This is a genomic window from Veillonella parvula, assembly GCF_018378075.1.
GTDB classification, from domain to species: Bacteria; Bacillota; Negativicutes; order Veillonellales; family Veillonellaceae; genus Veillonella; species Veillonella parvula_K.
The window spans coordinates 99,401-112,733 of the sequence record NZ_JAGZYE010000001.1; the positions used below are offsets into that span (position 1 = coordinate 99,401).

General features: G+C 39.3%; 16 protein-coding genes. 14 read left to right on the plus strand and 2 right to left on the minus strand.

Features of this window, described 5'->3' with window-relative positions; translation table 11 throughout:
* Positions 1 to 37: 37 nt before the first annotated feature.
* Positions 38 to 586: a gamma carbonic anhydrase family protein gene (locus KH286_RS00450; protein ID WP_004693416.1), complete on the minus strand. Its 549-nt coding sequence runs from the start codon at positions 584 to 586 to the stop codon at positions 38 to 40.
* A 21-nt stretch (positions 587 to 607) separates the two neighbouring features.
* Complete coding sequence (locus KH286_RS00455; protein WP_004697213.1) at positions 608 to 1,561, minus strand: nitronate monooxygenase; 954 nt, start codon at positions 1,559 to 1,561, stop codon at positions 608 to 610.
* A 548-nt stretch (positions 1,562 to 2,109) separates the two neighbouring features.
* On the opposite strand from KH286_RS00455, the gene KH286_RS00460 reads away from it, so the two are divergent.
* The 14 genes from KH286_RS00460 to KH286_RS00525 all read left to right on the plus strand — a co-directional run bounded on the left by KH286_RS00460 (position 2,110) and on the right by KH286_RS00525 (position 13,300).
* Positions 2,110 to 2,244 (plus strand): rubredoxin, encoded by a 135-nt coding sequence (locus KH286_RS00460; RefSeq protein ID WP_004693422.1) that lies wholly within the window; start codon positions 2,110 to 2,112, stop codon positions 2,242 to 2,244.
* A 100-nt stretch (positions 2,245 to 2,344) separates the two neighbouring features.
* The gene (locus KH286_RS00465; protein WP_004693424.1) at positions 2,345 to 2,857 is read left to right on the plus strand and encodes a YceD family protein; all 513 of its coding nucleotides are present in this window, start codon (positions 2,345 to 2,347) and stop codon (positions 2,855 to 2,857) included.
* A gap of 25 nt (positions 2,858 to 2,882) precedes the next feature.
* The gene (gene rpmF, locus KH286_RS00470; RefSeq protein ID WP_004693428.1) at positions 2,883 to 3,059 is read left to right on the plus strand and encodes a 50S ribosomal protein L32; all 177 of its coding nucleotides are present in this window, start codon (positions 2,883 to 2,885) and stop codon (positions 3,057 to 3,059) included.
* 305 nt (positions 3,060 to 3,364) lie between these two features.
* The gene (fapR, locus tag KH286_RS00475) at positions 3,365 to 3,925 is read left to right on the plus strand and encodes a transcription factor FapR (RefSeq protein ID WP_004693429.1); all 561 of its coding nucleotides are present in this window, start codon (positions 3,365 to 3,367) and stop codon (positions 3,923 to 3,925) included.
* 3 nt (positions 3,926 to 3,928) lie between these two features.
* A complete protein-coding gene (gene plsX, locus KH286_RS00480; protein ID WP_004693432.1) occupies positions 3,929 to 4,957 on the plus strand; it encodes a phosphate acyltransferase PlsX in 1,029 nt (342 codons plus the stop codon).
* Positions 4,941 to 5,936, plus strand: a complete 996-nt coding sequence (locus tag KH286_RS00485; protein WP_012864189.1) for a beta-ketoacyl-ACP synthase III — start codon at positions 4,941 to 4,943, stop codon at positions 5,934 to 5,936. The genes plsX and KH286_RS00485 overlap by 17 nt, the downstream gene beginning before the upstream one ends.
* 15 nt (positions 5,937 to 5,951) lie before the next feature.
* On the plus strand, positions 5,952 to 6,896 hold the full coding sequence (gene fabK, locus KH286_RS00490; RefSeq protein ID WP_004693435.1) for an enoyl-[acyl-carrier-protein] reductase FabK: 945 nt from the start codon (positions 5,952 to 5,954) through the stop codon (positions 6,894 to 6,896).
* 11 nt (positions 6,897 to 6,907) lie between these two features.
* The gene (gene fabD, locus KH286_RS00495; protein WP_278472373.1) at positions 6,908 to 7,849 is read left to right on the plus strand and encodes an ACP S-malonyltransferase; all 942 of its coding nucleotides are present in this window, start codon (positions 6,908 to 6,910) and stop codon (positions 7,847 to 7,849) included.
* Position 7,850: 1 nt separating this feature from the next.
* A complete protein-coding gene (fabG, locus tag KH286_RS00500) occupies positions 7,851 to 8,594 on the plus strand; it encodes a 3-oxoacyl-[acyl-carrier-protein] reductase (RefSeq protein WP_004693439.1) in 744 nt (247 codons plus the stop codon).
* Between the two features lie 51 nt (positions 8,595 to 8,645).
* On the plus strand, positions 8,646 to 8,876 hold the full coding sequence (locus KH286_RS00505) for an acyl carrier protein (protein ID WP_004693441.1): 231 nt from the start codon (positions 8,646 to 8,648) through the stop codon (positions 8,874 to 8,876).
* A 77-nt stretch (positions 8,877 to 8,953) separates the two neighbouring features.
* A complete protein-coding gene (locus KH286_RS00510) occupies positions 8,954 to 9,910 on the plus strand; it encodes an NAD(P)H-dependent flavin oxidoreductase (RefSeq protein ID WP_278472371.1) in 957 nt (318 codons plus the stop codon).
* Positions 9,911 to 9,945: 35 nt separating this feature from the next.
* Positions 9,946 to 11,190 carry a beta-ketoacyl-ACP synthase II gene (gene fabF, locus KH286_RS00515; RefSeq protein ID WP_004693446.1) on the plus strand — a complete coding sequence of 415 codons (1,245 nt, stop codon included), beginning with the start codon at positions 9,946 to 9,948 and terminating at the stop codon, positions 11,188 to 11,190.
* Complete coding sequence (rnc, locus tag KH286_RS00520; RefSeq protein ID WP_004693448.1) at positions 11,190 to 11,930, plus strand: ribonuclease III; 741 nt, start codon at positions 11,190 to 11,192, stop codon at positions 11,928 to 11,930. The genes fabF and rnc overlap by 1 nt, the downstream gene beginning before the upstream one ends.
* A gap of 170 nt (positions 11,931 to 12,100) precedes the next feature.
* Positions 12,101 to 13,300 carry an elongator complex protein 3 gene (locus tag KH286_RS00525; RefSeq protein WP_024061460.1) on the plus strand — a complete coding sequence of 400 codons (1,200 nt, stop codon included), beginning with the start codon at positions 12,101 to 12,103 and terminating at the stop codon, positions 13,298 to 13,300.
* The last annotated feature ends 33 nt before the right edge of the window (positions 13,301 to 13,333 follow it).

Consider the following 13,333-nt stretch of genomic DNA (forward strand, 5'->3'; position numbering starts at 1 on the left):
TGAGTTAATCAACTATCCGCTTTTAATGTATATGTAATTATACGATTTTGGCGTTCTTATCGTATTCCTCGCCACCCGCATCAGGAAGCATGCCATATTCTACAGTCCACAAGTGTTTATATTTTAGTGCTTGATTGTGAATACGTTCGATTTGCGTTTCATCTGTACGAGCTATGCGAGCTGGGATTCCAACAACTAAAGAGTTAGGTGGGATTACAGTGTTCTCCTTTATGACTGCACCAGCAGCAATAATAGAGCCAGAGCCAATATGACAACCGCTTAATACAATAGCGCCCATTCCAACTAATACATTATCTTCGATAGTACTAGCGTGTACTATTGCACCATGGCCAATTGTTACATAATCTCCAAGAATGCAAGCCCTGTCGTCATCAACGTGTAATACAGAGTTATCCTGTACATTGGAATAGCGACCTACTACAATTTTATTTACATCACCGCGAAGTGCACAGTTTTGCCAAATGGAAGCATATTCTTTTAGTTCAACATCACCTGCAAGTTCTGCACCAGGCATAACACAACTTTTGGGATCTAATTTGGGGTATTTTCCGTGAAATGGTAACATAAGGAACTCCTAATTTATTAACTATACGATTTCAATAAGACGTTGTGCTTTACGAATAGACATAATAGCTTCGTTCATTACTGTTTGTACTATAGTGTGAGCAGGTTCAATAGTAGTAAGTCGGTTTAAACCTTGTCCAACTTGTACAGCACCATTTACAACATCGCCATCGATAGCAGCACGTTTGTTAGTGCCTTGGGACATTTTGGTGCGTTCTTCAGGAGTAGTGACACCATCTGTTTCGGCAGCTAAGTAACGTGTAGTGAATTCGTTTTTCAAGCTACGTACTCCACCGTGACCGGAGAGGAGACCCGTTACAACAGAGTCTGTATCTGTGGCTTTGATAATTGCTTCTTTCATATTTATGTGGGCTTGGCATTCTTCAGCTAACAAAAAACGGGAACCCATTTGTACACCCTCAGCACCCATCAACAATGCTGCTGCAATACCACGACCATCTACGATAGCGCCTGCTACAACAACAGGAATGGAAATCTCAGGTAAAATATTTTCCATCAAGGACATGGTTGTTTGGCTACCAATATGTCCACCAGCTTCCATACCCTCAATAATAATTGCATCAGCACCAGCTTCTTCAATGCGTTTAGCAAGTTTTAGAGATGGGACAACAGGGATAACTTTAATGCCTGCATCTTGCAATGGTTTAATATATGGTACAGGATTGCCTGCTCCAAGTGTTACAAATGCAGGCTTTTCTTCAATGATAATATCCACTAATTCGTCTTTATTGGGAGCCATTAACATGAGATTGACTCCGAAAGGCTTATCCGTTAAGTCTTTACAAGCACGAATCTCGTTGCGCGTCCATTCTGCATCACGACCACCAAGAGCAATTACACCTGTAGCACCTGCATTAGCTACGGCAGCAACTAGTTTGTGTTCAGATACCCAAGCCATAGCACCTTGGATGATAGGGTATTCGATTTGTAAAAGTTGTGTTAATGCTGTTCTCATAAAGCCTCCTATGATAACAATTAGATTTACTGAAACTTTATTATACCTTTATACGAGAATTTTATATAAGAATGATTTTATTTTCTTATATAAAATTAGAGTATTAATAAAGTCAAGAATATTCATCAGTATATACTTATATACTAAAGAGATTAAGCATAATATTATTTGGAGATTATATGTAATCATATAATCTCTTCTCTATATAATAGTATAATATAGTAATTATGTACACCTTAGATAAGGTTATTATAGTTATTTATTTAAACAATATGCTTTCAAAATTAATTTCCAATTATTGGATTAAAATAAAATATTCAGCAGTAGTCTAAAGATAAAAAAACTAAATGATAATATATTTCAAATGAGTTAAGTAGTAGAAAACCGCATAGTATCTATGATTATTAAATATTATAAAAAATGAGAAAATAAGAAAATGAGTATTGAAAAGTTTCGATGTCTTTGATATACTACATTACAGATAGAGTATCTGAATTAATTAAAGATAAACATTAAACAATAATTTTCAAGTGAAGGAGGAAATACACATGGAAAAATATGTATGCGTAGTATGTGGTTGGGTTTATGACGAAGCTGTTGAAGGCGTAAAATTCGAAGATCAACCAGCTGATTATGTTTGCCCAATTTGCGGTGTTGGTAAAGACCAATTCGAAAAAATGTAATTGACTTACCAAAAGGCTATCTTGAGTCCACTTGAGATAGTCTTTTTTATTTGACAAAGCACCATGTCATGTTTATAATATTATGAGTCGAGGTAAGATTATGAAACTGCAAGTAGAGCAAGCAAAAGAACATATAGGAAAGAAATTTCCTTATAGCTATACGATATCAGCCTCTGAGCTTGGTGACGTAACTGCTTTTCCTTGGAGCCGTCATGATATAACCATTAGTGGTGAGTTTTGGTTTGATGGTCAAAATTACATCGTTCAAGGTTCGATTCAGTCTAAAGGCGATTATGATTGTTCCCGTTGTTTAAATACCACAGAACATTATCGAAAAGATTTCTTTGAGGAAATCTTTAGTGATTGTCGAGATGCTGCAGATGATGTGAATTCTTTTGATGGAGAAGAAATTGACTTAACTGAACTAATTAGGGATACATTAATCATCAATGAGCCCTCTCAAGTGTTATGTCAGGATGATTGCAAAGGATTGTGCGTTCATTGCGGAGCAAATTTAAATGTTTCACCTTGTTCTTGTGAATCCTTTGTGGTGGATCCTCGATTTGCAGAGTTACGTGCTTTGCTTGATGAGAAAGATGATAGATTATCCTAATGATTGTACTAAGGAGGTGCAGATAATGGCAGTACCTAAACGTAGATTGTCTAAATGCCGTCGCGATCGTCGTCGTGCTAATTGGAAATTAGAAGCTCCTGGTTATGTAGCATGTCCACAATGCCACGAACCTAAGATGCCTCATCGTGTTTGCCCTACATGTGGTCACTATAAAGGTGAACAAGTAGTAGCTAATGCTTAATATGTGAGCAGAGAGAGACGCCTACTTTGTAGGCGTCTTTTTTATATGCTTTCAAAATATACACTCATATTTTTATATGTTTTGTTATCAATAGCAAGTGTCACTATTTTATAGTAAGATTATTCTATAAGATGGTGACACATTTTTATTTTTTATAAACAATAATACTAAAATATAAAAAAACAACTATATTTTGTATATGCTATGAAAATATCTTACTATATGTATGAAAAGTCTTGCCAATAAGGGAATTATTGTATATACTTAGGATGTAATATTAATACTAGGTCATAAAAGGTGGTCCCATGAGTCGGTTAAAGAAGCAAGAGCGCCAGAAGCAGTTACAAGAAAAACTGAATATTACGCCATTTCTTACTGATGAAGAATTGGCAACACACTTTGGTGTAAGTGTGCCAACAATTCGTCTCGATCGACTAGAATTGGGTATTCCTGAATTGCGTGAACGCATTCGTGTTATGGCTACAGGTCAATCACATGAAATGGCAGAACATGTATCATATGAAGTGGTTGGCGAATTGATTGATGTCACCGAGGGGCACCAAGCATTATCTATGTTGCGTACTACGGCTGATATGGAAGATCAATTCGGATATGTAGAACCGCAGTATTTATATGCGCAAGCAAATTCCCTTGCAAAAGTGGTTATGGGGACGACTGTTTGCTCTGCGGAAGTTGGAAATATAAAATATAAAAACCCGGTAGGATCTGGTACTAATTTGGTAGCGAAAGCAGAAATTGTTCGTCGCCGAGGTAATAAGTTCTTTATTTGGGTTATAATAAGAGATAAAATAAAAGAAGTGTTTCGCGCAAAATTTATTATGGAATCCGTAGAGAATAGGGTGTAAATTATGAAAATTGCAATAGACGCCATGGGTGGCGACTTTGCTCCAATGGAGACTGTACTTGGATCCATTGAAGCCGTACGAGCAAATCAACACATTGAAGTGGTGCTCGTCGGCGATGAGCAGCAAATTTTTGATATATTAGAAGCTAATAATGAAGCTAAGAATCCACGTATTTCTGTACATCATGCTAGCCAGGTAATCGGCATGGATGAACATCCAGGTCAAGCATTGCGCAAGAAAAAAGATGCATCTGTTGTGGTCGCTACTTCGTTGGTTCGCGATAATCGTTGTGATGCTGTAATTGCTCCGGGGAGTACGGGAGCTGCTGTTGCAGCGGCTTTGTTTGGTCTCGGTCGCATTAAGGGCATTGACCGCCCTGTCATTGCAACTCCAATGCCAACGGTAAGTGGTATAACAGTTATGTTAGACTCTGGTGCAAATTCTAATAGTAAACCTAAACATCTTGTACAAGGTGCTTTAATGGGGTCTGAATACGCTAAGCTTTTATTAGGAAAAGAAAATCCTACTGTAGGATTGTTAAATATTGGTGAAGAGGCCACAAAGGGGAACGATGTCGTATTGGCGACGTATCCGATTTTGGAGGGTATGAAGACTATCAATTTTAAAGGAAATATTGAAGGTCGTGATATTCCTAAAGGTGCCGTTGATGTTGTCGTATGTGATGGCTTCGTAGGCAATGTGGTACTTAAATTTGCGGAAGGTTTAGTAACAGGTCTTACGCAATTAGTAAAGGATAGTATCATGGCAGGAAGTATTTTCGCCAAGATAGGAGCTATGCTTGTAAAGCCAGCTTTGAAAAAGATGGCAAAACGTTTGGATCACACAGAAAATGGTGGTGCTCCGCTCTTGGGAGTTAATGGGGTATTCATGATTGCTCATGGTAGTTCTAAAGCAAAAGAAATAAAAACTGCTATTGAAATTGCTAGTGATTTAGTAGAGCGTAAAATTATTCAACACATAAGAGAAACGATGGATATTGAAGGAGCCTTAAAGTATGACTATGATGAATAAACCTGTAGGAATCATTGGTACTGGGAGCTTCCTTCCTGACAATGTAGTAACAAACTTTGATCTTGAAAAAATGGTTGATACCAATGATCAATGGATTAGAGAGCGTACGGGTATAGAAGAACGACGCATTGCACCGGAAGGTATGAATACATCCTATATGGCGACAGAGGCAGCAAAAAAAGCTATGCAAATGGCTAATGTCACTGCAGAGGAAATCGACATGATTATCTTTGCTACCTTAACACCAGATATGATTATTCCTTCGGCAGCTTGTGTATTGCAAGCGAACTTAGGCGCCAAAAACGCTGCAGCCTATGATTTACAAGCGGCATGCTCTGGGTTTGTATATGGATTGATTACTGCCGCTAGTTATATTAGTTCTGGTATTTATAAAAAAGTACTCGTCGTGGGGGCGGAAATCCTTTCCCGTCGAGTAAACTGGAATGATCGTGGTACATGTATCCTCTTTGGTGATGGTGCTGGGGCTGCAGTAGTATCTGAAGTACCTGAAGGCTATGGCATTAAAGGTATTGACATGGGCGCCGATGGCACTGGCGGACCAGCGCTTTGCATTCCTGCAGGTGGCACTGCTGTGGTGGCAAATGATCAACGCGTAGAAGAGGGCTTAACATTTATTCATATGGATGGCCCTGAAGTATATAAATTTGCCGTTAAAACGATGGGGCGTACGGTTTTAAAATCCTTAGAACGCGCTGGTATGGAGTTAAACGAATTAGATTACTTCATTCCTCATCAAGCGAATATTCGTATTATTGATTCGGCAGCCAAACGTTTACATCTGCCAATGGAAAAAGTTTTTGTTAATTTACATAAGTATGGTAATACATCTGCCGCGTCTGTAGCGATTGCACTTGATGAAGCTAATCGCGAGGGACGTTTCAAACGCGGTGATAATGTTGCGTTTGCAGGATTTGGTGCAGGCCTAACATGGGCAAGCCTGGTCTTGAAATGGTATTAAGGAGGACACATCAAGATGATTAAGACTGACATTTGTGATTTATTGCAGATTGAGTATCCAATCTTTCAAGGTGGTATGGCTTGGCTCGGTACTGCAGAATTAGCGGCAGCCGTTTCTGAAGCTGGTGGCCTTGGGATTATTGGTGCTGGTCATATGCCTCCTGATATTTTCCGTAATGAAATCCATAAATTAAAAGAGCGCACTAGCAAGCCTTTTGGCTGTAATATTATGCTCATGTCTCCATTTGTAAAAGAGGTTATGGAAGTAGTTGTGGAAGAACGTGTTCCTGTTATCACTACAGGTGCAGGTAATCCTGGTGTTTATGTTCCCGCTTTGAAAGAAATTGGTACAAAAGTTATTCCTGTAGTTGCATCAGTATTACTTGCAAAGCGCTTATTACGTGGCGGTATTGATGCAATTATTGCTGAAGGTACAGAGTCTGGTGGTCACGTAGGTGATATTACAACTATGGCATTAATTCCTCAAGTAGTTGATGCTGTAGATGTACCAGTTATTGCTGCTGGTGGTATTGCAGATGGTCGTGGTATGGCTGCGGCATTTGCATTAGGTGCTAAAGCGGTACAAATGGGGACACGATTCGTATTATCCGAAGAATGTATTGCCCATGAAAATTATAAAAATGCTGTATTGAAAGCAAAAGATCGTGCTACAGTTATGACTGGCTTAACAACAGGTCATCCTGTACGTATTATAGATAATGCGTTAGCTCATAAATATAAATCCCTTGAATTTAGTGGTGGTTCTAAAGAGGAATTGGAAGCATTAGGCGCTGGCACACTTCGTTTAGCTGCTATTGATGGTAATATAAAAGAAGGTTCTGTAATGATCGGTCAAATTTCTGGTATGTTAACAGATGTTAAACCATGTGAAACTATCATTAAAGATATCATGACTGAAGCTGAAACAGTGATTAAGAATCTTCAAGGTCTTAGTAAATAAGGAGGCCCCTAATGAAAACGGCATTTGTTTTTCCTGGTCAAGGTTCTCAAAAAGTAGGCATGTTACAAGATTTGTATAATGCGTATCCTATTGTAAAACAACGTTTTGAAGAGGCTGACGAAGCACTTGGTTATTCCATCAGTAAATTATGCTTCGAAGGTCCTGATACAGAGCTCGTTAAAACAGCAAATACACAACCAGCTATTTTGACTGCATCCGTAGCTTGTTATGAAATTCTAAAAGAACAAGGCTTTACGCCTGATATCGTAGGCGGGCATAGTCTTGGTGAGTATAGTGCTCTAGTAGCAGCCGGTGTATTGAACTTTAAAGACGCAGTATATGTAGTTCATAAACGCGGTGAATATATGCAAGAAGCTGTGCCATTGGGTAAAGGCGCTATGGCGGCAATTTTGGCATTACCTCGTGAGCAAGTTGTAGAAATTTGTGAAGAAGTAAATGCTTCTGTAGGTTCTGTACAAGCAGTTAACTTCAATTGCCCTGGACAAATCGTTATTGCCGGTGAAACTGCAGCGGTGGAAACAGCAGCTGAAAAAATGAAAGAAGCAGGAGCGAAACGTGCAGTAATGCTTCCGGTGAGTGCTCCATTCCACAGCCGTTTGATGGAACCCGCGGCTCTTCGGTTAAAGGAAGAATTGGATAAGATCCAAGTGAGTGATGCACAAATTCCTGTAGTTGCAAATGTTACTGGTAAGATTTTGACTAATGCCAATGACATTAAAGAGTCCTTAGTTACTCAAGCCGCTAACCCTGTTTTATGGGAAGATTGTGTAGCTGAAATGGTAAACTTTGGTATTACTCGCTTTGTTGAAGTGGGGCCTGGGAAAGTACTTACAGGTTTTACTAAAAAGATTAACAAAGATATGGAATTAGCCAATGTTGAAGACATTGCATCCTTAGAGAAAACGCTTGAATTTTTGAAGGGGGTTCGATAAAATGCATTTAGAGGGTAAAGTAGCCATTGTAACTGGCGCATCCCGTGGCATTGGTCGCGCTGTAGCTATCAATCTAGCACAATCTGGTGCTGATGTTGTTGTAAACTATAGCGGTAGCGAAGGTGCAGCGCAAGAAACTGTTGAAGCTGTACAAGCGTTAGGCCGCAAAGCCATTAAAATTAAAGCTAATGTAGCCAATGCTGATGAAGTTGCTTCCATGGTGGAAGAAGCTCATAAAGAATTTGGTCACATTGATATTCTCGTGAATAATGCGGGGATTACGCGTGACGGTTTGTTAATGCGAATGAAAGACGAAGATTTTGATGCTGTTATCGATATCAACTTAAAAGGTGTTTACTTGGTAACTAAAGCAGTATCTAAAATCATGATGAAACAACGTTCTGGTCATATTATTAACATGACATCTGTTGTTGGTGTTATAGGTAATGCTGGTCAAACTAACTATGCTGCTTCTAAAGCGGGCGTAATTGGTTTTACTAAATCCTGTGCTAAAGAATTGGCTAGCCGTGGTATTACAGTTAATGCTATTGCACCAGGCTTTATCAATACAGATATGACTGATGTATTACCAGAAAAAGTTAAAGAAGCTATGGTTACTCAAATTCCGTTGGGCCGTATGGCTGATGCCGAAGAAGTAGCAACAGTAGCAACATTCCTTGCTAGCGATTTTGCTAATTATATTACGGGTCAAGTCATCAATGTTGATGGTGGCATGGTAATGTAGTTGTAAAATTAGACTATATATAAATACACTTTGAAAGGAGGTGAACCACTAATGAACACTTTCGATAAAGTTAAAGCAATCGTTGTGGAACAATTAGGCGTTGATGAAGCTGAAGTTACCATTGATTCTACATTCATCGACGACTTAGGCGCTGACTCCTTAGATATCGTTGAATTGATCATGGCATTTGAAGAAGAATTCAATGTTGAAATCCCTGACGACGTTGCAGAAAAAATTAAAACCGTTAAGGATACAGTAGAATATATTGATTCTGCTAAATAAGCTGTAAAGCTAACAATTCAACCGAACGGGAGGCCGAGTGGCCTCCCAACCGGTTTTATTTACAGGAGGATTTGATAGTGAAGCTCCCTGAACTTCGCATTGGGAATCTAGTGGCCAAAGTACCTATTATTCAAGGTGGTATGGCGATTAGATTGTCTACAGCTCGCTTGGCAGCAGCCGTTGCAAATGAAGGTGGTATCGGCCTTATTGCGGCATCGGGCTTGCCTTTCGATGAATTACGATACGAAATACAATTAGCTAGAAAATTATCACCTACGGGTATTATTGGTATAAATGCGATGGTAGCAGCAACTCAATTTGCTGGCTTAGTAAAGACTGCCATCGAAGAAGGCATTGATCTTGTAGTAGCAGGTGCTGGTTTTTCAAGAGATATGTTCGCAATGGGCAAAGAGTCTGGTACTCCTATTGTACCAATTGTTTCGTCCGCAAAATTAGCTCGCATTTCTGAAGGTTTAGGTGCTGCAGCTGTAATCGTAGAAGGCTGTGAAGCTGGTGGACACTTGGGGACGGATCGTTCCGCTCGAGAAATCGTTCCCGAAGTTGTAGCAGCGGTAAAAAACATTCCAGTAATTGCTGCTGGTGGTGTTCTAGATGGCCATGATATCGTTAAAATGTTAAAAATCGGCGCTAGTGGTGTTCAAATGGGTAGCCGTTTTGCTGCTTCTGATGAATGTAATGCATCTGATGAATTGAAAAAAATGTATGTACGAGCTACAAACCCTGAGGATATAGTATTGATTCAAAGTCCTGTTGGTTTGCCTGGTCAAGCAATAAAAAACAAATTTGCTGAATCTGTTTTAGATGGTACTGTAGCGCCTCCAACGGTGTGTGATAACTGTTTAAAACATTGTTCCCATAAATTCTGCATTATCCGTGCTCTTTCTCGCGCACAACAAGGTGATGTGGAAACGGGGTTGGTGTTCTCTGGCAATAATATGAGAAAAGTCGATAGGATTATGCCAGTTAAAGATATCTTTGCTCAATTAAAACAGCAAGTAGCAGAGATTGATTAATTTAAAGGGCTGTATAGCTATAAGAGGTGGAATAATTGGAAAAACGTGTAGTAATTACTGGCTTAGGGGCAGTGACTCCTGTAGGTATCGGTAAAGAGAACTTCTACAATGCGTTATTGGCAGGTCAATCTGGTATTGGGCCGATTACACGCTTTGACGCATCTGACTATGCAACACGCATTGCGGGTGAAGTAAAAGACTTTGATATTACAAACTATGGGGTAGACAAGAAAGAAGCTCGTCGTATGGACCGTTCTGTAGAATTTGCTATCGGTGCAGCTGTTCTTGCTTGTGAAGATGCTGATCTTGATTTAGATAAAGCAGATTTAGATCGCTGTGGTACTGTAGTTGGTACAGGTATAGGCGGCATTGACTCTATCCATGAGGTGTATGAAACATTATTCGAAAAAGGTCCTGGCCGTGTAAGTCCATTTGCAGTACCTATGATGATTGCAAATATGACATCTGCACGCGTATCTATTCGCCTTGGTCTTAAAGGTCCAGTTATTACAGACGTAACTGCTTGTACTTCTGGTACAAATGCGATTGGCGATGCATTCCGTATCATCCAACGTGGAGATGCTGATGTGATGTTTGCTGGTGGTACTGAGGCTGCGGTATCTCCGGCTGCTGTAGCTGGTTTTGCGGCTATGAAAGCTATGTCTACACGCAATGATGAGCCAACAAAGGCGTCCCGTCCATTTGACCGTGACCGTGATGGTTTCGTAATGGGTGAAGGTGCTGGTATCGTAGTTCTTGAAGAATTAGAACACGCAAAAGCACGCGGTGCGCATATCTATGCTGAAGTTGTGGGCTATGGTAGCAATGGTGATGCTTACCATATCACTGCACCAGCTCCAGGTGGTGTTCAAGCTCGTAAATGTATGGAATTAGCAATTAAAGATGCAGGTATTGATCCTAAAGACGTTAACTACATCAATGCTCATGGTACATCTACTGGCCTTAATGACCAAAATGAAACATTGGCTATTAAAGAATTGTTCGGCGATCACGCTAAAAATATCGCTGTTAACTCTACTAAATCCATGACAGGTCACTTATTGGGGGCTGCTGGTGCTATTGAAACTATCGTAATGGCAATGGCGATTGAAACTGGTAAAGTTCACCCTACAATTAACTGTGACAATCCTGATGAAGGTTTGGATCTGGACTATGTTCGTGAAGGCGCACGTGAACTTCAAGTAAAATGTGCACTTTCTAACTCTTTCGGTTTTGGTGGTCATAACGGTACACTTTGCATTCGCCGTTATGAAGCTTAATGGTTACTATCGAAACGCATAAGAGTAAGATAACACAAGCTCGTGAAGAATCTCTTCATGAGCTTGTTGCTCGTTTAGACATACCTGTGTCAGATATATCCATTATAGATTGTGCTTTTACACATACTTCTTATGCGAATGAACATAAATCAAAGCATATTCATCACAATCAGCGATTAGAGTTTTTAGGCGATGCTGTTTTGGATCTTATTATTGGGGAATACCTATTTAAGACATATCCAGATATGGCTGAAGGTAATTTAACGAAAATTAAGGCCGCTACAGTGTGTGAGGATTCTTTAGCATCTGTGAGTCGTTCTTTGCAACTAGGACAATATTTATTGCTCGGTCATGGAGAACGCGCTTCCGGTGGTAACGATAGAAACTCTATATTAGCGGATACCTTTGAGTCTCTCATCGGTGCCATTTATATTTCTACAGATTATCAAACGGCTATGGCCTTTGTTTTAAAGCATTTAACTACCTATATCATGCAAGCCTTAGAAGGTAAGCGGGGCAAAGATTATAAGACATTATTACAAGAATATGTGCAACGTGATGGGGATAAACATATTGTCTATCATTTGCTCAGTGAAAGTGGTCCCGATCATGCTAAAACCTTCCATATGGAGGTTGAAATTAATGGTGTTACTTACGAGGCCGGCTCTGGTAAAAGTAAAAAAATTGCAGAACAACATGCGGCTCAATTGACTTTAGAAAAGTTGATGGCTGATAAATAGAAAAGCGCCGAATGGCGCTTTTTTTGTATAATAGTATGTGAGTAATATATAGTATGTGAGTAATAATCTATATAATGGTAGATGAATAATGATCTATATAATGATAGATGAACAATAATCTATATAATAATAGATGAATAATAATTTTTACATAAGAAGAGGAGGTGTCTATGAAACCATTTGGTATGATTCCCTTTTTTATACCTCACGTAGGTTGTCCCTATGTGTGTACATTTTGTAATCAATCTCGTATTACAGGCCAATCTGGTATTAGTCACCTAACTCCAGAATATATACAACAAACAATCAAAGACTATGTAGGAACAAAGCGGAATGAAAAGTTTTGGGAGGTTGCCTTTTATGGTGGATCATTTACGGCTATTATTAAAGATTTACAACATAAATTATTAATGCCTGCCTATGAAATGCTTCAACAGGGCCTCATTGATGGCATACGCTGTTCTACAAGGCCCGATGCTGTAGGAGATGAAGCGATTACATTATTACAGTCTTATGGAGTAAAAACTGTGGAACTTGGTGTGCAGTCTATGAATGATGGTATTTTAGTCGATGCTAAGAGGGGGCACACGGCACAAGAGGTAGTAGAGGCTGTTACACGATTAAAACATCGTGATATGACCGTTGGGGTTCAACTTTTACCGGGACTAAAAGGAGAGACTTGGCAAACCATAATAGAAACGGCCATTGCAGTAGCCGCATTACGACCTGATTTTGTACGTATCTATCCCGTACTAGTTATAGAAAATACAGAGCTAGCCGAACAGTATAGAGCTGGAGAATATAAACCACTAAGTACTGAGCTAGCTATACAGTATTGTTCATTTTTAAAAGATTGGTTTGAACAGCATGGCATTGAAGTCATTCGCACGGGTTTACAAAGTACAGAAGAATTAGATTCTAGGAATAGCTTAGTAGCGGGGCCATATGAGCCCGCTATGGGGGAGCTGGTTGTGAACGAACAGTATAAGCAGCGAATTGAACGTTGTATTGATGAGCATGCATCTCAGTATACGTACGCACTAAGTAACGATTGTTTTAATCTAACTGACTACGCTACTTATGAAAATCTAGGATTTAGTGGAGTTAGTGCTTATAATGCTGATAATAGTGGATATATAGATAACACTAATAATGATAGAACAAATTATATTAGGAATAATGGTATTGCAGTACAGCATAATATTGTTATTTCTTATCCGAGATGCTTAACATCTAAGGTGCGAGGCCTTAATAATCGAAACGTTAAATACTTTCAGATTCAGTATCCGCAGTATGCATTTGAATGGTGTGAAGAACGCACGAGAAATACCGTTCGTTGCTGTATTGATGGCCTGCAATATGTGTTATAATAAAAGATATGATTATTTAGGGTTGTTGGTAGA